The following is a 20,561-nucleotide window of genomic DNA, read 5'->3' as shown; positions in this document are numbered from 1 at the left end:
AGTTTAACGATTTGTGCGCGGAACGCTACCGATCTCCCGCGTTAGCAGGAGATCGGTTGGCGTTTACCGCTTATAGCAACAACTTGGCTTAAACGTTAGGGCAAGGCACCGGTGCCCAGTCAGCCAGATTCGGATCGCGGCAGGTGCCTTCGATCTGCGCTTTACCGGCGCTGGCCACTTGCTTGCTCTCGGCCTGCTTGACCTTGACGGTCTGGATGGTTTTCTCGGTGCTCACCGCTTCTGTCGGCACCTTGGGTAGTGGCGGACGCTTGGTCACGACTTTGCTAGTCGATTTGCCTTTCTTCGCCGGGACCACCGCCGGGGCGGCCTCTGCCGTGGCCACCGTCACCACGTCATTGCGCTGCACGCCCACCTGTTGCAGGTCTTTCTCGTAGGCCTGGGTGTAGTTGTTCAGGTCTTCGCTGGCCTTGCCGTTGACTGCAACGACCAGGTCGTTGGACTCCTTGAGGCCGGCGACGATTTCCGCCAGGCGCTTGCGGCCTTCGGTGTCGTTGACGGTCTTGGCCTTGCGGTCGGCCACAAGCTTCGTGAACGCGCTCTGGTAGCACTGCTGGGACGCCTTGGCGTACGCGGTGCTGCGGTCGATATCGGAGGCGCTTTTGTTGAAGTCAGTGGCGTAGGACGCGATGCGCTGGTTGTCGTCGCTGATCTGCTTCTGACGCTCGGTGTAGTAACCCGCTGCGCCGCCCGCCAGGGCACCACCCGCCGCGCCAATGGCCGCGTTGCGGCCACGCTTGTCGGAGTCGCCGGTCAGGGCGCCCAACAACGCACCACCGGCCGCGCCAAGGGCGGCGCCCGTGACGACCGACTTGGTCATGTCCGAATCGGTGGCACGCAGGTGCTGCACCGGCTCGTAGCAACTCGGGTAGTACTCAACCTTGGTGCTCGACGCGACCTTGGAGGCCGGCGACGTGGCGCAACCTGTCAGCACAGTGCTGAAACCAGCCGCGACCAGCAGCAAGTGACGCTTGGAAACCGCCTTACGGGAAAAAAGCATAGGTGTGTTCTCTTTTAAGTTTGACTTGCCCAGCACGGCCCATGCCGCCTGAGTCCCTTCCAGGCTCGCCATACAACCAACGGTCAAGACCGCTGACCGCTCGCTGCGAGCAATTGCTTCAAAATCGTTGCCGGGTCGGCTCGCTGTTGCTTGCGATAGTTGCCGACATGGCGAACGAATAACGTCGCGCGCGTCACCAGGCTCTTGCCCAGTACCGGCTTGCGCTCCAATTCTTGCTGGATCCGTTGAAACTGCGCCTGGATCACCGCATCGGTGTAGCGCGTGCCAGTGGCCAGGTTATCGATATAGATCGCCACCGCGCCGTCCAGCGCGCTGCGGCCATTGGCGATCGCCGTGGCGAACAACTGCGCGCTGGCCTCGTCCTTGGCGTCCAGGGACTGCTGGCGACTCTTCTGCAGATTGATCAGGCGGATGTTGTAGTTATTGATGGTCTCGGCCACCAGGGCAGCAGACTGGATCAAGTTGCCGGCCGCCTCCTCGCGCTGCTGGGCAATCAGCGACACGTTGCGCTTGAGCTCTTCGTTGACCAGCCCCAACTCGGCCTGCAACCGTGGGTCGACGCTGGCGGCGATGATGCTGTCCAGGCGTTTGGTCGGGTCTTGGGCGTCGTCGATGGCGTCGGTCAGCGCGGCCAGACGGCCCTCTTTCTGCCACTGGGCGAACAGTTCGTTGTAGCGTGAACGTGGTGCCGACAGCGCACCAATCGCCACGCGAAAACCGGTGGTCTCGTTGCTTTGCTCAGTGCCATCGGCGCCGAACAACGGGTATTCGCGGCGCATGCCGCTGAACAGCGTGCCCTCGCCCTCCAGGTAGTTGCCGCCCTTGACGATAAAGCCGCCATAGGTGCCCTGGCGGCGGCCGGCGTGCACCAGTTGGAACGATTCCTGGACCATCTCGGCGGCGTTGCCGATCACGTCGAACATGCCGATGGGGTTCGGCAACTTGGTGCCGATGGGCATCAGTCGCGCCGCCTGGCCAGTGCCGCCAGCGACCTGGTTGAACACCGCCCAATCGGCCAGCGGGCCGTCGCTGTCGCTGCCCTCGATGCGTCGGGGGAACAACCGGCCTTCTAGGTCCTGGCGGCTCACCGCCTGGCCGCCGCGCGCGGCGAATTCCCACTCCACTTCAGTCGGTAGCCGCACAAAGCCCAGGCCGCCATCCTCTGCCGAAGAACCACGGCCACTGACCGGCAGCAAGTCGCGGTGGTATTTCATCAACCAGGCGCTGTACACCGCCGAGAAGCGCTCGGCTTCAAAACGCGACAGCTTGACCTTGGGCAAGCGCCCGGCCATGCCTTCAGGCACCTCGCACGCCGGGGCCGGCTCGCCGCTGGCCAGCGACTGGGCCTGGGACATGACCTGGGCGTACTGGCGCGCGGTGACTTCGTACTTGCCGATAAAGTAGAGCATCGGCTTGAGCGGGGTCTTGGCGTCAGTCTTGGGCATCAGCGGCGCGATGACCTTGTTCCAGCCCTTGGGCAAATCCTTGAGGGTGAATTGACCGTTGATAAAGTCTCGGCGATAGCCGGAGATAAACGACTGCTTGTAGCCCGCCTCACCTTCGCTGAACGGGTAGCCGAGGCTGACCTCACGGTCGTCCAGGGTGCCCTGGGCCAGGACATAGGCGTAGCGGAACACCATATTGCCTTCGCACGGCAGCGGCAGGCTGACGTCATCGGCCAACGGCTTGGGGTTGTCCAGCTTATCGCTTGCCTCATCGGCCCAGGCCACAGAGGCCAGGCTCAGCGCCACAGCGGCGGCCAATAACTTATACATCTCGGATGCCCTCAGAAGCCTGGATACGCACCACACGCCACCCCCCACACGCAGCCGCCACGGCGCTGACGCCGAGCACCGCGAGCAGGGCCAGCAGGTAATGCCGCGCCAGCAGGTGGCTGGCGTATTCGCCCGGCACCTGCACGAATAATTGATTCAAACCCGCCTCGGCCAGGCCATACAGGCCGGCACTGAGCACGGCAGCGAAACCCGCGCTGTAGAGCGCCTGCATCACCACAAACAGCAACAGCGCGCCGGTGGAAAATCCCAGCAGGCGCAACACCGACAATTCCCGACGCTTGCGCGCCACGGCGGCCAACGCCCCGGCGAAGATCGCCGCAAATGCACCCGCCAAGGCCAGCCCGGCGATGATCCAAAACACAATCGACAAGTTGCGGCTCAACGACTGCACTTGGGCGATGCTCAGCGCCTGGGTCGAGACCAACAGGTCCTGTGCGGCGAAATACACCCGCAGCGGCTCTACATCAGTGAGGCTGCGCGCATACAAACGAAACGCCGGATACACCCGCTGCTCGCTCACTCCCGCCGCGTCACCGTCCCAACCCAGCGCCGGTACAGCCCGGCCATCGCGGTAATCTTCCGCCGCTTCCAGCAGGCTCAACCCGGCAAATAATCCGTCCCGTGCGAACGCCTCCAGGGGCAGCACCGCCAGCACCTGCAGCCGTGTGTGCTGGGCCTCGACGCGCCCGGCCACTTGCCGCGCAAACTGGGTTTGCAACCAATCCCCCGGCCGCGCCGCCAGCTTCTCGGCGGCGGTGTGGCTCAGCACGATCTGGTCCAGGCCCACCGGTATCGGCAGACCGCCCAGCAACGGATCACCTGGCGCGGTTGGCAGCATTTCCAGGGTCAACGTCCCCACCTGCGCCGTGGCCGCAATCTGCCGCGTGCGCGGGATGGCAAACGCTACATCGCGGCGTAGGCCAAGCTGCTCGACAAAGGTGCGGCTGAATCGACCACCGCCCAACGGGATGATTTCCCGGGTCGCCGGATCATTCTCCAGGCGCTCGGTCAGGCTGCTGACCAGCCCGAATTTGAGGCCGAACAACACCAGCAACGGCGCGATCACGGCCACCAGCGCCAGCACCGAACAGGCCGACAGCCACCCATCGTTGCGGTAATCCTGCCAAGCAAGGGAGGCCACCAGAGGGATACGCATCAGCACGCCTCCCCGAGGGTCGCGGTGACGCCACCGTCAGGGTCGCGCTGGCAACTGATACGCCGCACCTGCAAGCCGCTGGCGCGGGCCAGGGGCTCGTCATGGGTGGCGATCACGCAGGCGGCGCGGTGCTCGCGGGCCTGGGCCAGCAGCGCCTGCATGACACGCTCGGCGTTAAGCGGGTCAAGGGACGCGGTCGGCTCATCCGCCAGCACCAATTGCGGGGCATGGGCCAAGGCTCGGGCGCAACTGACGCGTTGGCGTTGGCCCACCGATAACGCAGCGGGTTTCTTGGCCAACTGGTCACTGATTTGCAACTGCTCCGCCAGGCGCGCCACGCTGCCATCGTCCTTGAGCCCCAACAGTTGCCGGGACAGGGCAATATTGCCGCGCACATCGAGAAAGCCCAGCAGGCCGCCGGTCTGCAACACATAACCGAGGTGCCGGCTGCGTAACCCGGCCAACATGGATTGCTGATTGGCGCGCCATAAACCACCAATATCCAGTTGGTTGAATTCAAACCGGCCCACCTGATCCGGTGCCAATACCAACGCCAGCAGATCCAGCAAGGTGCTTTTGCCGCAGCCGCTCGGCCCGACAATCGCCAATTGCTCCCCGGCACACAGGTGCAACGCTGGAATCACCAGGCTATAGCGCTGGCTACCGACGCCCCGGCTCTTGTGCACCGCGCTCAGGTTCAGCATCAAGGCAGCGTCGACAATGGCACGCGGTACAACGCATCGCCCGGTTCGGCATCACCGAAACGGACCCAGTTGGCCACATCGTTATGGAAGGTCTCAAAGAGGCGGATTTTCGAATCCAGTTCGTCGATAAAGTCTTCCTGTTCGGCCACGCTCAACGACAGCCACAGGTCCTGGGTCATGTTCAAGGACTTGCTGCGGTACGGCAGGCCCTCCAGGTATTCGCCGAGGATGCCGCCGGCGGCGAGGTTGCCGCCCTTGCGCAAAGCCTGCGGGTCACGGCTCATGTAGGCCGAGGCACTGGCGATTTCCTGGAAGAAATCCTTGGGTGAGGTCTGGGTCTTGCGGGCCGCATCGACGATCAATTTGAGCGACTGCTGCAAGTCGTTGAGCTGCAATTTGGTGAGCATCACACAGACCTGGAACGCCGGCAGTGCGGGGTTGGTCAGGTCACGGTCGGCGGTCCAGGCACTGACCAGTTGCGGCGCCTGGCTGGCGCCTTTGTGGCCGAGGAAATCCATATGCATGGCATAGCCGACGGCGGCGGATTTGTCCGCCAGGCTCGGCGCACTGCTGAGCAACGGTACCGGCTGCGGGGTGTTGCTGCGCACTTGATGCACCAGATTGGCGAACACCGTACCGATCTCATCGACACGCTCGCCCAGTTTGCGCACATCGCCGCCCGGCACCGCGGTGTACAGATCACCGATCCGCGGGTTGGCGTCGGCGGTCAGGGTGCGGTACTGGGATTCGGCGCCGCCATGGGTTTTCTTGCCGGCATCGGTGCGCAGGTGCAGGGCATAGATCTTGATCTGCTTGCCCAGCGCAGCCTGGCGCACTTCGGCTTCGTTCATCTGGGTCGCGGCGAACGGGTCGTTCTTGCGCAAGGCGCCGGCATCGGTCACCAGCAGGATCAGGCGTCCGCCGTAGCCCGACCAGTCCATGCCTTCGACCGCCTGCATCACTCCGGCGAACGCGTCTTCGTTGAAGGAGTGGCTGGAAACGCTCGAGGCCTTGACCTGCCGCGCCATGTCGAGAAAACGCTGGGGGTCGCGTCCCTGATCGAGGGTGATCAGGGTCTTGGCCACATATTCCAGGCCCGGGGTTTTCTTCACGCTGCTGCGAAAGCCAACCATGCCAAAGCTGACGCTGTCCAACTCGCCACGCTCGGCAATGCGCGTCTGCAACTCGTGGACCACGTCGCGCACTTGGTCGATGTAGGGCTGCATCGACACGGTGGTGTCCACCACCAGCACCACGGCGGTGCGGAAGGCATCGGCATTCGCACTGAGCACCGGAGTGGCCGGCTTGGCGGCGGCACTACCGGGATCGATGGACGCCACATTGAGCAACTGCACCGGCTGGCCATTCTCGTCGAAGCTCTCTTTGGCATCGAAGATCGGCAACAGGTAGAACTGGTTCTGCGGCACGGCGCTGGCGGCAGGCTCCAGGGCCAGGACCTGCTGATTGTCCTCGGGGTTTTTCTGCGCCTTGAGCAGCAGGTTTTTTGCCGAAGCGGGATCCGCCAGGAGTTTTTCCACCTCGCCAGCCTGGCGCAGGAACATCACCGGCGCACGCCCCGAACGCTCGGTGAACTTGAGTACCAGGCTCTGCTTCCAGTCGCTGACTTGCGCGGCCGGCAACCAGCCGTCGCTGCGCCCGTCGGTGGCGGTGCCAACACGCAGCCACGGGCTGGCGTCGATGTCCTTGCGTTGGTACACGTAAAGCACGGAAAACGCCGGCAAGGTCTTGCCCGGTGCGCCACCCGCCTCGCTGGAGAGCTTGGCGCCGGGCTTGCTCAGGACCCGTTGGAACAGGGTTTTCTTGCCAGCCATCAGCAAGGGGCGTTGACCGCCGTCGATATCGGCGGCCAACGGTGTGACGGCTGCAGGCGTAGCGGGCACTGGCGCAGCAGGTGGCGATGCCGGTGCGTCGGCACTCAACCACCAGTAACTGGCGCCACCCATGGCCAGCGCAACAGCCACCGCCAGGCCAGCCAATGCCAGGACCGGGCCACGCCGTTGTTCGGCAACGGCGCGATGCTGGGTGGGCGTCACCACTGGCTGGCGTAGCACTTGCGGCTGCGGCGGGTCGCTGGGAATGTCGATGGAGACTGGAGTCATGCCGGCCAGATCGCGGCTGACCGGTCGAATCAGCGTTGCCTCCAGCACTTCTTGGGGTGCTTCGGCTGGCAGTTGATCCAGCGCCAGCAACAACGCCGTCGCATCCGGGTAGCGCTCTGCCGGATCTTTGGCCAGGAGCTTTTTCAGCACCTGTTGATAACGGCCATGGTGCAGCGGCAATTCCGGCAAGGGCTCGGTCAGGTGCGCCAGGGCCGTGGAGAGTGCATCGGTGCCGTTGTAAGGCAGCTTGCCGACAAGGATTTCATAGAGCACCACACCCAGGGCGTAGAGATCGGCGCGGCCATCGATTTCCTGGCCCCGCGCCTGTTCCGGGCTCATGTAACTGGGGGTACCTACGGCAAACCCGGCCTGGGTGAACTGGGTCCGGTCATCCAGGGACTTGGCAATCCCAAAGTCCGACAGCACCGCCGTGCCATCGGCGCGAAACAGGATGTTCGCCGGCTTGACGTCGCGGTGCACCAGGCCCTGGGCATGGGCATAACCCAGCGCCGAGGCGATCTGGCGGATATACACCAGCCCCTGCTCCGGCGTCAGGCCGGCGGCGATGCGCTCCTTGAGCGTGCCGTTGGGCAGGTATTCCATGGCCATGTAATACAGTTCGCCAACATTGCCGATGTCATGGATGGTCACCGTGTGCGGGTGCGACAGCCGCGCCAGGGTCTTGCCCTCACGCAGGAAACGTTCACAGAAGCTCGGGTCGGCGGCCAGCGCAGCGGCCATGACCTTCAACGCCACCTTGCGCTCCAGGGAGCGCTGGGTGGCCAGGTAGACACTGGCCATGGCGCCTTCACCGATTTCGCCGTCGATGTCGTAGCCGGGAATAATCAGGGTCATGGCGACACCTTCACGACGAGGGTGGTGATGTTGTCGGGCGCACCGCGGTTAAGCCCCAGGTGCACCAGACTGCGGGCAATTTCGTCAGGCTCGGCATGGCTCAGTACTTCGTGGATCTCGTGGTCTTCGACGGTCTTGTTCAGGCCATCGCTGCACAGCAGGTAACTGTCGCCGGGGGCGATCAACAGGTCGACCACCGACAGCTCCAATTGCGCCTCCACGCCAATGGCGCGGGTCACGATATTGGCCCGTGGATGCACCCGCGCATCGGCCTCACTGAGCAGGCCGCTGTCCTGCAAATCCTGCACGTAGCTGTGATCGCGGGAGATGCGTTCCAGCTCGCCATCGCGCAGGCGATACAAGCGGCTGTCACCGGCCCACAGGCACACGCCGCGCAGGCCGCGCGCAGCCAGCACAACCACGGTGCTGCCCATCATGGTCACGCCACGGTTGGCGGTTTCTTCACGTACGGCCGCGTTGACCCGGGTCAGCTCGGTGCGCAGTGCGGCCGTGTATTCGTCCAGGGACCGCCCCACGGGCAGGCTGCGCAGGCTGTCGACAATCAAGCTGCTGACATAGTCGCCCGCCGCATGCCCGCCCATGCCATCGGCCACCACCCACAGGCGGTTTTCCGGCAGGTCCAGGCACGCGTCTTCATTGACCTGGCGCACCATGCCCACATGGCTTTTGCTCGCGGATTTGTACGTCGACCCCATCTACATCACACCTTCTTGTCCGAGCAGAAATTGCGCAAAATCACCGGCAGCCGGCAAGCCCTGGCACCGCAGCAAACCAGGGGAAATACGTTGCGAGCCACGGCCCCACCAGAGGCTCGCGCCTTCGCAGGCCTGTTCGGCAAGCGCGGCCATGCGGCCATCGGGCACGGTGGCGGCCACCCGCTGCAGACCGGCGAAGCGACTGTCCAGCGCACGCGGCTCACTCAGCGGCAAACCCAGGCGGTCAAGGCCATCGTTGAACCCTTCGAACGTGGCGCCAGCATCCAAGGTGTGCAGCAACAACTCCTCGGCCTGCTCGAACCAGGTGTCCGGGCCACCCACCAGGGACGCCGGATTGGTGTCGTGATCCAACAACGTCACCACCGCCAGCGGGAAGTACCGGCCAACCCGATCAATGCTTGGCATCACCACACCCGCCGCCGCATCCGGCCCGCACACCCCCGGTGCCAGCACAAATCGCCACAGCGGGCTGACCAGGTACACGTTGAGCCAGTCGCCGCCCAGGCTGTGTTGACTGGCGAGCAAACCGGCGGCCAGCCAACTGTCCCAGGGGCCGATAAAACTCTGGGGCAAGGCGCGGCTGACAAAGTCCCCGCGGCTGGCCAACTTGCCGTAGAAGCCCAACGTGGTCATAACCGCTCCGGCAGGCTGAACCCGCCCAGCACGCGGCTCTTGAACGGGTTGAAGGCGCTGTTGGCACGCAACTCATAGGCGATGCTTGCGCCATCGACCCGCAGGCGCAGGTTGAAGCGATCCGGCGAATTGCCGGCAGACAGGTCCGATTGCTCCAGCAGGCGAAACCACGCCCACGGGCCATCCAGGGTCACGCCCGAACGCCCACTGGCGGCTGGCGGCATGATCGAGATCCGCACCCCGCCACTGTTGCCGGGATTCGGCCACTGCATCGCCACCGCCCGGCTCGGGCCGTGGTCGTAGCTCAGTTGCTGGCCGTCGAGGTCGAGCAGGAACTGGGTGATGGTCGCGTCCATCGCCACCGGCTTGAGTTCGAAGCGCACGATGGGCTGGGTGCCGCCAGTGCGGAAAAACGCATCGCGAATGGTCGCCGCGCGCTGGAAGGTTTGCAGCACGCCCGGCGCGATCCCGAGCTTCTGCGCCGCCCCCGGCTGCCAGCGCCAGGTTTGCGCCGAGGTGTCGACATAAGGTTGCAGGTATTTGCGGAAGTAGTTGTCCATCACCCCTCCCACCCCGAAGAACTGGCCGAAGTCGTCCAGGGTGGCATCGCGGGCACTGCCAGGAGACATCGGGTAACGCCCGGCCAGGGACTGGCGATAGACATTGACCACTTCGCTAACCCAGGCCGCGTTCAGTTGATTGCGCACCCCGCCCATCATGCTGTTGGTGGTTGAGTTGACCACCGACTTGACCATGCCCTGTACCAGCGGCGGCTGGCGTTCGGCATTCAGGCTGACCCGCGTGGCGGCGGCGGCGGCCTGGTTCTTGGCTTCGCCGAGCAATGCATCGCCACTGGCGCCGACCATGGCGCTGACCTGCACATACAACGCATTCATGTCCGCCAGCAGGCCGTCGATGGCGGCCGGCTCACCTTCGTTCTTGGCGACGATGCTATTGAGCTCGGCAAAATGCGCGGTCACCGGGTCTTCCGTCAGGGCCGGCGCGCTGGCCGTTGGTTGGGCCTCGCCGAGCAGGCTGCCGAGACGCTCCTTGAGTTTGTCGACACCCCCCTCCACCGGCACGCCCTTGGCAGCCAGTTGACGCTCTTCAGCCTGCAGGTCGGTTTCCTTGGCCACCGCCACCAGCAGCTTCTTCAGCGGCGAACTCGGGCCGGAGATCACTCGCAACACGTCGGCCGCCTGGGCCACGCTGGTGATGGGCACAAAGTCGATATCGGCCAGCAAGGCGTCCCACTGGCGCTGATAATCCTGGAAATACAGGCGCCGCACATCAGCGGCAAGGCTGGCGACATTCTGTTGATCTGCGGGTGCATGACCCAATACCCACTGCTCTTCAGCCAGGGTGCCGGCCTGGTTCAGGCTGGTCAGCAAAAAGCCCTGGCGATAGCCCTTGGCGGTAAACAATCCACTCAACGGCTCACCCAGCGGCTTGCCACTTTTACGGCTGAATACCAGCGCGGCATCGCGGCCAGCCGCTTCGTTGATGCGAAAATCCGTCACGCCTTCAGGCAGCTTCTGGCGCTTGACCCGGTCGTATACGCGCTGGGCCACCGGCAGTTGTTGCAGCTGCCGACGCAAGTCATCGATCAGCCGTGGGTCGAGGCGCGCATTCGGTGGGTGGCGGTCGAACAGCGCCTGCAAGTGCCCGGTCAGTGCCTGGCGCTGGTCGGCGGGCAGGTCGCGCGGCAGGTTGCGGTCCCAGTCCAGGGCGATCCAGGCCTTGATGAAGTCCGGGTCGTAATGCTCGCTGTCAGCCAGCATCAGGTAGGCCTTCAAGCCTTCATAGAGGAAGTCGGAATTGCCACCGCCGTGCAGTTGCTCTTCGATACGCGTGACCAGGCGTGGCGCAAAGACTGCAATCAACAGCTTGCGGTAGACGCTAGCGGACTCGGCTTCCAGCATGTCGCCCTGGTACAGGCCCAGGCCCTCGGACCAGCTTGGCGAGTCGCCCGCCAGGTTTTTCACCGCATTGAGCAGCGGCAGCACGGCCAACACCTCGCGCTGTGCCGGGCTCAGGGTCTGCACGGCCTGGCCCAATGGCGCGACTTTCTGGTCGACCTGGGCGATATACGCCTGGTTGGCGCGATAACTCACCCACCACAGCGTACTGACCACCAGCACCACCGCCACGGTTGCGGCCAGGACGCCACGGGCCAGCCATTTGCGGCGGCGTTCGACCTTCGGGTTGACTCCGACCAATCCGCGCTCGGCAAAGGCCACGGCGCTGAACAGTTTTTCGATGAAGTAACTGCGCCCGGTGCCGCTCTGGCGCGCCAGGTGCTGGCGGTCCAGGTTCATGCTCTGGGCCATGGCGCCGATCAGTCGGTCGATCGGGCTGCCTTCCTGGGTGCCACTGGTGAAATACACCCCGCGCAGCAGTACGCGCTCTTCAAAGGCATTGGGTTTGAACACACCCTCAAGGAAACTTTGCAGGCAGTCCTTCAACGCACCGAACTGCTGCGGGAAACCGTAGATCAGGTCACGCCGCGCCGGGTCGCGCTCCTGTTGCAGGCGCTCCACCAAGCGTTCGTTGAGGCGCTGTTCCAGGCCGGCGAATTCGCTTTGCAAATGGGCCAACGGGCTGTCGCTGTGCTTGCCGTCGTCCAGGGCAAAGGTCATGCCCCACACCTGGGCGCGGTCTTCCTTGCTCAGGTTGTCGAAAAACTCCATGAAGCCCGGCACCAGGTCGAGCTTGGTCAGCATCAGGTAGATCGGGAAGCGCACGCCCAGTTGGGTGTACAGCTCCTGGATCCGCAGGCGGATCGCCGCAGCATGGGCGCCGCGCTCGGCGTCGCTGCCCAGCAGCAGGTCCGAAAGGCTGATGGCGATAAATGCGCCGTCAATCGGGCGACGTGCGCGCTGCTTTTTCAGCAGGTCGAGAAAGCCCAGCCAGGCGGCTTTATCCACTGTCGAGTTGCTGTCCTGGGTGGTGTAGCGGCCTGCCGTGTCCAGCAGCACGGCTTGATCGGTGAACCACCAATCGCAATTGCGCGTACCGCCTACGCCACGCACCGCGCCGGCGCCCAACTGGGCGGCCAGTGGGAAATGCAGCCCGGAATTGACCAGCGCCGTGGTCTTGCCCGAGCCCGGTGGACCGATGATCACGTACCACGGCAGCTCATAGAGATTGCGCCGCTCGTCGCCGCCCAGCTTGGCCTTTTTCAGCAGCGCCAGGGCTTCGTCCATGCGCTGGCGCAGGGTCGCGAGTTCTTCAGCAGTGGCGACGCTATTGGGATCGGCCGGGGTTTCGGCGGCCAGGCTGCGCATCACTTCGGCGGCCTGGCGGCGGGCCTGGATGATGCGAAACACGCGGTAGGCGATCCACACCACGAATATCAGGATGATCAACGCCCAGCGTCGGCCTTCAGGCACCAGCACGTCGAGCAACGGCCCGACAAACCAGATGATCAGGCCCAGGGCAATCAGGCCCAGCACGGGGATCACCCAGCGAATCATAAAACTGAAAAACGCCTTCACTCGACGCCCTCCGCCAATACGGTGATTTCAACCCGGCGATTGCGGGCACGGCCTTCGGCTGTGGCGTTGGTCGCCACCGGTTCGGTGTCGCTGCGACCTTCGGCACTGAAGCGCTCGCCCTGGCCGGTCTTGGCCGCGAGGATCTCCAGCACCGACTTGGCCCGTGCTTCGGACAAGGCCCAGTTGGACGGGAAACGCAGGGTGGCAATCGGGCGGTTATCGCTGTGCCCGGTCACCCGCACCTGGCCCTTGACCTTGCGGATGGCGTCGGCGATGCGCAGCATCAGCGGCTGGTAGTCATCGACAATGCTGGAGCTGGCCGAGGCGAACAGCTCATCGCCACGGATCGTCACCACGGAACGGTCGACGGCATCTTCCACCGCCACCCGGCCCGCCTTGATGTCTTCGACCAGAAAGCCAGCCAGGCGCGGGCGTTCGATGATCTTTGGCTGCGCCACCGGACGGTCGATGGCCTGCACCGGAATTTCGCCCAGGGCATGGATATTCTTGAAGACCGGCTCGGCATCCGACGCCAGTTTCAGGCGCAGGCCAAACAGCAAGGCCAGCAACAAGGCCAGGCCGATGGCGACCGCAATCCATGGCGGCATGAATTGCGCCAGGCGATCACGGGCCACGGTGACGCCGCGCCAATGGGGCGACAGCTCACGCTCATGTTCGCCACGGGCGCTGCGAATCGCCGCTGCGGTGCGTTCGCGCAATGCTTCCAACTGGCTACGCCCGTCGTTCATGACGCGGTAGCGGCCTTCAAAACCCAGGCACATACATAGGTACAACAGTTCCAACAGATACAGGCGCTCGCGCGGGCTTTGCAGGCAATGATCCAGCAGTTGGAAGACCTTTTCTCCGCCCCAGGCTTCGTTGTGCACGGTGATCAACAGGCTCTGCTTGCCCCAGTCACTGGCACTGCCCCAGGGCGTGCTCAGCACCGCTTCATCAAGGGCGGTACACAGCGCGTAACGGGCCAGCAGCACCTCGTTGCGGGCCACTCCGGCCGCCTCGGCGCGCTCTTCGAACTGGCGCAGGTAGGCCAGCAATTGCGCGCGCAGGCTCGACGGCGCGGGATGGGCGATGGTGTTACGCAGGCGTGTCAGCAGCGCCAGCAATGGGCCGGCGGCACTTTCCAGAGGGTTGAGGCCCTGGCTCTTGCCGGTGAGGATCGGCGCCGCCGGCATCGACAAAGGCGCCGGCTCTGCACGCGCAGGCTCCGGCGCACGGCCACCCGGGCGCGGCATGAACTGGGTGCGGTCGTCATCATTGGGATGCATCGCGGATTATCCTCGGATCGCCCAGAAGGCCAGGTTCAAGCCCGGGAATTGCCCGGCAATGTGGAAGGCAAAACCGCCGGAGTGGATCAGTTGCTGCCAGTGCTCGCTGCCGCGATCCAGTTCGTAGTAGGTGGAGCCCGCGTGGTACGGGATCTGCCGTGGCGCCACCGGCAGCGGCAGCAGGCCGATGCCTGGCAGTTGCAGGTTGACCAGGTCACGGATGTGTTCCACCGAACCAACCTTGCTCTGCTGGCCGAAGCGCGCGCGCAGGGTTTCGCCCGGTACATCGGCACGTACCACGAGGATGAAACTGGCGCTGTCGATCAGGGTTTTATCCGCCAGCATCGCCACGTGCACGCCGTAGGCTTTCTCGACAATCGGGATCGGTGTGGCCTTGCTGTCGATCAGCATCGACAGCGCTTCGCGCAAGGCCTGCATCACCGGAGCGAAGCTCAGCGCCAGGTCGTCATGCTGGTAACGCGGGTACTCCTGCGGGCGGCGGCCAGAGGTGGAAAAGGTCGAGAATTCGCCAGCCAGGCTCACCAGTTCACTGAAGAAACGCTCCGGGTGCAGCGGGCTCAACTGGCTCAGATGCTGGATCAGCGGCTGGGCGCGGTTGACCAGTTGCAGCAGCATGAAATCGGCAATCTCCGAAGCACCACCGGCACCCGAAGCCACCACGCGTCCGGCCAGGGCTTCACCCCGCTGGTGCAACAGGCCCAGCAATTCGCTGCGAAACGCCGTCAGCGGCTTGCTCGCGGCCACGTCCAGTACCGGCGGGATGTAACTGTCATCCAACACCAGGGCACGGTCGGCGCGTTTTTCCTTGATGCGGACCAGGCCGATGGCGGCGTAGTCACTGATGCCATCGGCGGCGGTCAGCAAGCGCAAGGCGCGCGAGCCAACGGCCACCGGGGCGCGATTTTCGAAAGGTGCGTTGTCATCGCGCACCTCGCGCACCTGGCTCAGGTAACGCGCGGCGCCCAGGGCCTCGCCTTCATCTACGGTGTCGCGGGCACCAGCGCGCTTGAGGGGCAAGGCCAGGTACACCAGGCCATCACGCAGGTTGTCATCGATATTCAGCGGGCTTGGTGCCAGGTCGTCCTGGGGAATGTTGAACGGCGTGCCATCGGGCAACAGGCCCCGCGCCGAGACAATGGCCAGCTTGCCCTGGGCCAGCAGGCCCTGGTCGATCAGCAACTCGGAAACCCCCCAGGCACCGGCCGACAGTGGGCGACTGCGGGCATCGATCAGGTTTTCCAGGTAACGGTCATGCTGCTGGAAGTGCTGCGTTCCGATGAACATGCCTTCCGACCAGACCACGCGATTGTTCCAGGACATGGGGGCTCCGATTGCTTCTTATTGGGCAGGGCTGGATGGGGCAACACTGAGGTGCGCACGTACGGAGCGCACATCAAGGCTGATCTGGTATTCGCTGGCCTGGCGTGGCGGCACGCTGAGGACCGTGCGCCATTGCGCGCGGTCCAATTCGCGATAGCCCACCAGCAGGCCGATCTGCCGGGTGGCCGGGTCGAGATCGCGCTGGATGCTCACTTGCTGGCCGGGCTGGATCACTACTTCATCCTGGTCCAGCAGGTCCAGGCCGAGGGTCGGCTGGGCGCGATCCGCCAGGGCGAAGTAATCGGCACGGCTGAAGGTCGCGGCGTTTTTCAGCTCGAAAATCCGCACCCGCACCGGTGCTGGCTGGCCCGTGGTGCCAGGGTTGAGGCCGCTGATGGCATGGAAGTGCAACTCGACGCGGGTAGAGTCGATGGGTGTCTCTGGCGCCTGGGGTGGCGCGGTATCCTTGGCACAAGCCGTCAGCAGCAACAGGCTGGCGGTAGCGAGTAAAAACCTGGAAATCATCCTGCGTCCTCAATGACGTATGTGGCTGTCCGTTGTTCCAGTTTCAGCGCCGCTGTCGTGCGCTGTGTGCTTCATAGGCCCGGCTGAACTCACGGCCGAACAGGTCCTGGAAATCCTCCTGGGCCTCGCGGGAAATACTGTTGTAGAGCTCGGTGAACTGTTGCCAGTACTGGGCCTGGCGCGAACCGTTGAACAGGCTCGACAACCCGCCGGGCTTGCCCATGCGCTCTTCCAACTGCGCAGGTTCAAAACGCGTCAGCAGGTGTTTGATAGCCGCCTCGACGCCGGCCATCACCGCCAGTTGATGGGCACGCAGATCGTCGAAACTGTCGCGCACAGCCAGATCCGGCGCCATAAACGCCTGGTTGCCGTGGCGAAGCAGCAGCAGTAACGCTTCGTCGGCATTGGGGGCGAATTTCAACGGATTGTTTTCCACCGGCTGGATCGTCGTCTGCTGCATGCGGAACTCGCCCTTGAGGCTGCTGCGTGCACGCAATACGTCGATCAAGCCTTCAACCATCAGCCGGTAGCTGCGGCCGATGCTTTCCATCTGTGCCTCGGCCTGGGCCTTGTCCAGGCGCAGTTGATCCAGGCCGGCACCGCGCAGGAAGGCTTGCAGCAAATCGGGTTGGGCGGCATCTGCCACGGCGAGCGGCGGCTCAACCACAGGCAGTGCACTGGGTGGCTCAGGCACGACAACAGGTGTCGGCGGGCTGATCACCGGCGCCGGCGCTTCACCAAGCAGGTCCCAGTCTTCTGGAATCACCGAGCCCGACATCACCGGTGCGGGCGGCTCGGCCACGGGTGTCGGCGGGCGAAAGTCATGCTGCTCGGCCGGCACATGATCGGGCTGGGTCGGCGGTGGAACAGCGGTTGGGGTGAGAAAGTCGAACAGGTCCGGCAGGGTGTCCATCGCCGACGCGCCCTGGAACTGCGGCGCGATTACCGGAGTGGGCAGTGGCGCATTCACGACGGCACCCTGGCGCCCCATCAGGGCTTCGAAACTGTTGGAGTCCCCGCCGGCAAACGGAGAGCTGTCTGTCACTTTCACGCCAGAGTCGATACGGGCCTGGATCTCGTAATCACCAATACGGATCAACTCGCCATCCTGTAGTGGCTCACTGTTTCCCCGGCGCAGGCGAATGCCGGCGTTAACCAATTCCACACCATTAGTGCTGTTATCGGTTAGATAGTAACGGCCATCCTTGTATTGAATTACGCAATGTTGCGCGGAGACCAAACGTTCTGGATCAGGCAATATCCAGTCATTTTCGTTAGAGCGGCCAATTGCCATCACTCCACTATCCATGGACTTTTCCGGACATTGACCTGGGGTGATCTTGTGATAACTAGTGATAGTCAAACACAGCGACATCTTGCCTCCTTGCTGAACCTCGCGCACGGCCGACCCAAGGGAAAACCCTTCCCAAGCGTCACCCGCAAAATCCTTTAAACAACCTTGAAAAGCCACTTTTACCAGCATGATCGCTGATCTTAACCGGCTCTTGTGACAAAAATCTTCCAGCGGTGCCTGCTTTGACTCATGGGTCGCACAGGTTGTTAAGCACCGCACATCTGTCACACGGGACGAATAGCTTACCTTGACAACGCCTAACTACTACACCAAAAATGCACAACTTCTTGAAGATAAGTAGTGGCACATTGAAATCAATGCGCCAGCTGAACCAAGAAAACATGCCGATGAAATGCGCAACTAGCTGCGCAACTAACGCATGAACCGCCCGAGACTAAAGGGCCGATATGGAGATCGAATTTAGTGGATGTGCCGTTGCTGCTCACCGCTGTTTCCGCGACTTCGCCGTGTGGCGAAGACTTGGAATATGACGCGGATTTCCTGCACTTGGAACGTGCTGCCCAGGGTCAACCCGAGCGCAGCATGGGCGACGCTATTTTGCCCGCCGAACCGCCCGAGTGGCGCAGCATCCAGCAACAAAGCCTGGACCTGCTGCAACGCAGCAAAGACCTGCGCATCAGCCATTTCCTGCTGCAAAGTTCCCTCGCCCTGCAAGGCGTTGGTGGGTTGGCCAGTGCCCTGACCCTGATCAGCGAACTGCTCCAGCAATACTGGGCCGACCTGCATCCGCGCCTGGATGCCGATGATGACAACGACCCCACCGTACGCATCAACGCCCTCACCGGATTGACCTGCGACACGAACATCCGCCTGCTGCGCGAAAGCGTCCTCGCACGCTCGCGCGCCTTCGGCCCCGTGAGCCTGCGTGGCGCCCTGAATGCCAGCGGCCTGCAAAGCTTTCCCGGGGAAAATCTCGGTACTGAACAACTGGCCGCAGCCTTCCTCGACAGCGATCCAGAACAGCTGCAAGCCACCCACGCCGCCCTCGTCGAGGCCCGTGCGGCCTGTGAAACCATTGAGCAATACGTCAGCGAGCAAGTCGGTTCCGCCCAGGGCGTGGACCTCGGCGCGCTGAAGCATCCGCTCAAGCAGGCCCTGCAGATTTTCAGCCAGTTCGCTGCGCAGAGCGGCGACAGCCGTGAACCCGAGGTTGTCAGTGACGACAGCCACGCCTCGGTCGAACACGCTGGCGCCCCTGCCGTACCCCGCAACACGGGCGAGATCGCCAGCCGCGAAGAAGTGCTGCGCGACCTCGACCGAATCCTTGCGTACTACACCCGGCACGAGCCTTCGAGCCCGCTGCCGGTGCTGTTGAGCCGGGCAAAAAACCTGGTGCACGCCGATTTTGCAGCCATCGTGCGCAATCTGATTCCCGATGGCATGTCCCAATTTGAAAACCTGCGCGGCCCGGACGGCGAGTAAGTCGCCAGGCTTTGCAGTAACAACACCGTCGCTCAAGCGACCAGGAGCAGCAACGTGGCGAAGCAAAGTTCTCAGAAATTCATCGCGCGCAACCGCGCGCCTCGGGTGCAGATCGAGTACGACGTCGAGCTTTACGGCGCCGAGAAAAAGGTCCAACTGCCCTTCGTGATGGGTGTGATGGCCGACCTCGCCGGCAAACCTGCCGAGCCTCTGGCGCCGGTGGCTGATCGCAAGTTCCTTGAAGTGGACGTCGACAACTTCGACTCGCGCCTCAAGGCCATGCAGCCGCGCGTGGCCTTCCACGTACCCAACGAGCTGACAGGCGAAGGCAACCTGAGCCTGGATATCACCTTCGAAAGCATGGACGACTTCAGCCCGGCAGCCGTGGCACGCAAGGTCGACTCGCTGAACCAGTTGCTCGAAGCCCGCACCCAGCTGGCGAACCTGCTGACCTACATGGACGGCAAGACCGGCGCTGAAGAAATCATCATGAAGGCAATCAAGGACCCGGCATTGCTGCAGGCCCTTGCGAGCGCGCCGAAACCTGCTGGGGACCAGTAATCATGACCGACAATACCGCCCGCGAAGGCGCTCAGAACCTGGGTGCCACCCAAGAAGCCAGCGAGTTTGCAAACCTGCTGCTGCAAGAATTCAAGCCCAAGACCGAGCGTGCCCGCGAAGCCGTCGAGACCGCCGTGCGCACCCTGGCCGAGCAGGCCCTGGCGCAGACGGACCTGGTGTCCAACGACGCGATCAAGTCGATCGAATCGATCATCGCCGCCATCGACGCCAAGCTCACCGCCCAGGTCAACCAGGTCATCCACCACCCGGATTTCCAGCAGTTGGAAAGCGCCTGGCGCGGCCTGCACTACCTGGTCAACAACACCGAGAGCGATGAGCAGCTGAAGATTCGCGTGCTCAACATCTCGAAAAATGACCTGCACAAGACCTTGAAAAAATTCAAGGGCACCGCGTGGGACCAAAGCCCGATCTTCAAGAAGATGTACGAGGAAGAGTACGGCCAGTTCGGTGGTGAACCTTACGGTTGCCTGGTGGGCGATTACTACTTCGACCAGTCGCCTCCGGATGTGGAGCTGCTGGGCGAGCTGTCGAAGGTCTGCGCCGCCATGCACTCGCCATTCATTGCCGCCGCTTCGCCGACCGTGATGGGCATGGGCTCGTGGCAGGAACTGTCGAACCCGCGCGACCTGACCAAGATCTTCACCACCCCGGAATACGCCGGCTGGCGCTCGCTGCGTGAGTCGGAAGACTCGCGCTACATCGGCCTGACCATGCCGCGCTTCCTGGCACGTCTGCCGTATGGCGCCAAGACCGATCCGGTGGAAGCCTTCGCCTTCGAAGAAAACACCGACGGCGCCGACAGCTCCAAGTACACCTGGGCCAACGCCGCGTACGCGATGGCGGTGAACATCAACCGTTCGTTCAAACACTTCGGCTGGTGCTCGCGCATTCGTGGCGTGGAGTCTGGCGGCGAGGTGGAAAACCTGCCAGCCCATACGTTCCCGACCGATGACGGTGGCGTGGACATGAAGTGCCCGACCGAAATCGCCATCAGCGACCGCCGTGAAGCGGAGCTGGCGAAGAACGGTTTCATGCCGCTGCTGCACAAGAAAAACACCGACTTCGCCGCGTTCATCGGCGCCCAGTCGTTGCAGAAACCGGCCGAATACGACGACCCGGACGCCACCGCCAACGCCAACCTGGCCGCGCGCCTGCCGTACCTGTTCGCCACCTGCCGTTTCGCCCACTACTTGAAGTGCATCGTGCGCGACAAGATCGGTTCCTTCAAAGAGAAGGACGAGATGCAGCGCTGGTTGCAGGACTGGATCCTCAACTACGTCGACGGGGATCCTGCGCACTCCACCGAAACCACCAAGGCCCAGCACCCATTGGCTGCCGCCGAGGTGATCGTGGAAGACGTCGAAGGCAACCCGGGGTACTACAACTCCAAGTTCTACCTGCGTCCGCACTACCAGCTCGAAGGGCTGACCGTGTCACTGCGCCTGGTATCGAAACTGCCTTCGGCAAAAAGCGCGTAAAAAATCGGGACTGGC

At 63.4% G+C, this 20,561-nt stretch carries 15 protein-coding genes; 3 read left to right on the top strand and 12 right to left on the bottom strand.

All coding sequences use genetic code 11. From position 1 onward, the window contains the following. Positions 1–88: 88 nt before the first annotated feature. From tagQ to tagH, 12 genes are all read right to left on the bottom strand, one after another. A complete protein-coding gene (gene tagQ / locus H097_RS01570) occupies positions 89–1,018 on the bottom strand; it encodes a type VI secretion system-associated lipoprotein TagQ (RefSeq protein ID WP_032856795.1) in 930 nt (309 codons plus the stop codon). Positions 1,019–1,101: 83 nt separating this feature from the next. Continuing rightward, positions 1,102–2,814, bottom strand: a complete 1,713-nt coding sequence (locus tag H097_RS01565) for an SUMF1/EgtB/PvdO family nonheme iron enzyme (RefSeq protein ID WP_032856794.1) — start codon at positions 2,812–2,814, stop codon at positions 1,102–1,104. Then, a complete protein-coding gene (locus H097_RS01560; protein ID WP_032856792.1) occupies positions 2,807–3,991 on the bottom strand; it encodes a membrane protein in 1,185 nt (394 codons plus the stop codon). Before H097_RS01560 ends, H097_RS01565 begins: the two co-directional genes overlap by 8 nt. Continuing rightward, the gene (locus H097_RS01555) at positions 3,991–4,695 is read right to left on the bottom strand and encodes an ABC transporter ATP-binding protein (RefSeq protein WP_032856791.1); all 705 of its coding nucleotides are present in this window, start codon (positions 4,693–4,695) and stop codon (positions 3,991–3,993) included. The genes H097_RS01560 and H097_RS01555 overlap by 1 nt, the downstream gene beginning before the upstream one ends. Beyond that, on the bottom strand, positions 4,695–7,670 hold the full coding sequence (locus H097_RS01550) for a serine/threonine-protein kinase (RefSeq protein ID WP_032856789.1): 2,976 nt from the start codon (positions 7,668–7,670) through the stop codon (positions 4,695–4,697). The genes H097_RS01555 and H097_RS01550 overlap by 1 nt, the downstream gene beginning before the upstream one ends. Then, complete coding sequence (locus tag H097_RS01545; RefSeq protein WP_032856788.1) at positions 7,667–8,386, bottom strand: protein phosphatase 2C domain-containing protein; 720 nt, start codon at positions 8,384–8,386, stop codon at positions 7,667–7,669. The genes H097_RS01550 and H097_RS01545 overlap by 4 nt, the downstream gene beginning before the upstream one ends. Beyond that, on the bottom strand, positions 8,387–9,040 hold the full coding sequence (tagF, locus tag H097_RS01540; RefSeq protein WP_032856786.1) for a type VI secretion system-associated protein TagF: 654 nt from the start codon (positions 9,038–9,040) through the stop codon (positions 8,387–8,389). Then, positions 9,037–12,537: a type VI secretion system membrane subunit TssM gene (gene tssM / locus H097_RS01535; protein ID WP_032856785.1), complete on the bottom strand. Its 3,501-nt coding sequence runs from the start codon at positions 12,535–12,537 to the stop codon at positions 9,037–9,039. The genes tagF and tssM overlap by 4 nt, the downstream gene beginning before the upstream one ends. Beyond that, a complete protein-coding gene (locus tag H097_RS01530) occupies positions 12,534–13,823 on the bottom strand; it encodes a DotU family type VI secretion system protein (protein ID WP_032856783.1) in 1,290 nt (429 codons plus the stop codon). Before H097_RS01530 ends, tssM begins: the two co-directional genes overlap by 4 nt. A 6-nt stretch (positions 13,824–13,829) precedes the next feature. Continuing rightward, a complete protein-coding gene (gene tssK, locus H097_RS01525; RefSeq protein WP_032856782.1) occupies positions 13,830–15,164 on the bottom strand; it encodes a type VI secretion system baseplate subunit TssK in 1,335 nt (444 codons plus the stop codon). Between the two features lie 18 nt (positions 15,165–15,182). Next, positions 15,183–15,689 carry a type VI secretion system lipoprotein TssJ gene (gene tssJ / locus H097_RS01520; protein WP_032856780.1) on the bottom strand — a complete coding sequence of 169 codons (507 nt, stop codon included), beginning with the start codon at positions 15,687–15,689 and terminating at the stop codon, positions 15,183–15,185. 43 nt (positions 15,690–15,732) lie between these two features. Then, positions 15,733–17,064 carry a type VI secretion system-associated FHA domain protein TagH gene (tagH, locus tag H097_RS01515; RefSeq protein ID WP_032856777.1) on the bottom strand — a complete coding sequence of 444 codons (1,332 nt, stop codon included), beginning with the start codon at positions 17,062–17,064 and terminating at the stop codon, positions 15,733–15,735. A 402-nt stretch (positions 17,065–17,466) separates the two neighbouring features. Between tagH and tssA the strand changes: the two genes are divergently transcribed. Genes tssA through tssC form a run of 3 tightly spaced genes read left to right on the top strand, consistent with a single transcriptional unit; the run spans position 17,467 to position 20,546 of the window. Next, positions 17,467–18,486: a type VI secretion system protein TssA gene (gene tssA / locus H097_RS01510; RefSeq protein WP_032856776.1), complete on the top strand. Its 1,020-nt coding sequence runs from the start codon at positions 17,467–17,469 to the stop codon at positions 18,484–18,486. Between the two features lie 54 nt (positions 18,487–18,540). After that, the gene (gene tssB / locus H097_RS01505) at positions 18,541–19,047 is read left to right on the top strand and encodes a type VI secretion system contractile sheath small subunit (RefSeq protein ID WP_010207547.1); all 507 of its coding nucleotides are present in this window, start codon (positions 18,541–18,543) and stop codon (positions 19,045–19,047) included. A 2-nt stretch (positions 19,048–19,049) separates the two neighbouring features. After that, a complete protein-coding gene (gene tssC, locus H097_RS01500) occupies positions 19,050–20,546 on the top strand; it encodes a type VI secretion system contractile sheath large subunit (protein WP_032856774.1) in 1,497 nt (498 codons plus the stop codon). Positions 20,547–20,561: the final 15 nt, after the last annotated feature.

Origin of the sequence: Pseudomonas sp. FH4, assembly GCF_000510915.2 — a bacterium.
GTDB classification, from domain to species: domain Bacteria; phylum Pseudomonadota; class Gammaproteobacteria; order Pseudomonadales; family Pseudomonadaceae; genus Aquipseudomonas; species Aquipseudomonas brenneri.
This window is presented reverse-complemented; position numbering and strand designations above follow the sequence as displayed.

What these genes read in the sequence shown, in the direction of transcription:
- tagQ (WP_032856795.1), bottom strand. Translation starts at nt 1,018, where the DNA reads ATGCTTTTTTCCCGTAAGGCGGTTTCCAAGCGTCACTTGCTGCTGGTC.
- H097_RS01565 (WP_032856794.1), bottom strand. Translation starts at nt 2,814, where the DNA reads ATGTATAAGTTATTGGCCGCCGCTGTGGCGCTGAGCCTGGCCTCTGTG.
- H097_RS01560 (WP_032856792.1), bottom strand. Translation starts at nt 3,991, where the DNA reads ATGCGTATCCCTCTGGTGGCCTCCCTTGCTTGGCAGGATTACCGCAAC.
- H097_RS01555 (WP_032856791.1), bottom strand. Translation starts at nt 4,695, where the DNA reads ATGCTGAACCTGAGCGCGGTGCACAAGAGCCGGGGCGTCGGTAGCCAG.
- H097_RS01550 (WP_032856789.1), bottom strand. Translation starts at nt 7,670, where the DNA reads ATGACCCTGATTATTCCCGGCTACGACATCGACGGCGAAATCGGTGAA.
- H097_RS01545 (WP_032856788.1), bottom strand. Translation starts at nt 8,386, where the DNA reads ATGGGGTCGACGTACAAATCCGCGAGCAAAAGCCATGTGGGCATGGTG.
- tagF (WP_032856786.1), bottom strand. Translation starts at nt 9,040, where the DNA reads ATGACCACGTTGGGCTTCTACGGCAAGTTGGCCAGCCGCGGGGACTTT.
- H097_RS01530 (WP_032856783.1), bottom strand. Translation starts at nt 13,823, where the DNA reads ATGCATCCCAATGATGACGACCGCACCCAGTTCATGCCGCGCCCGGGT.
- tssK (WP_032856782.1), bottom strand. Translation starts at nt 15,164, where the DNA reads ATGTCCTGGAACAATCGCGTGGTCTGGTCGGAAGGCATGTTCATCGGA.
- tssJ (WP_032856780.1), bottom strand. Translation starts at nt 15,689, where the DNA reads ATGATTTCCAGGTTTTTACTCGCTACCGCCAGCCTGTTGCTGCTGACG.
- tagH (WP_032856777.1), bottom strand. Translation starts at nt 17,064, where the DNA reads ATGTCGCTGTGTTTGACTATCACTAGTTATCACAAGATCACCCCAGGT.
- tssC (WP_032856774.1), top strand. Translation starts at nt 19,050, where the DNA reads ATGACCGACAATACCGCCCGCGAAGGCGCTCAGAACCTGGGTGCCACC.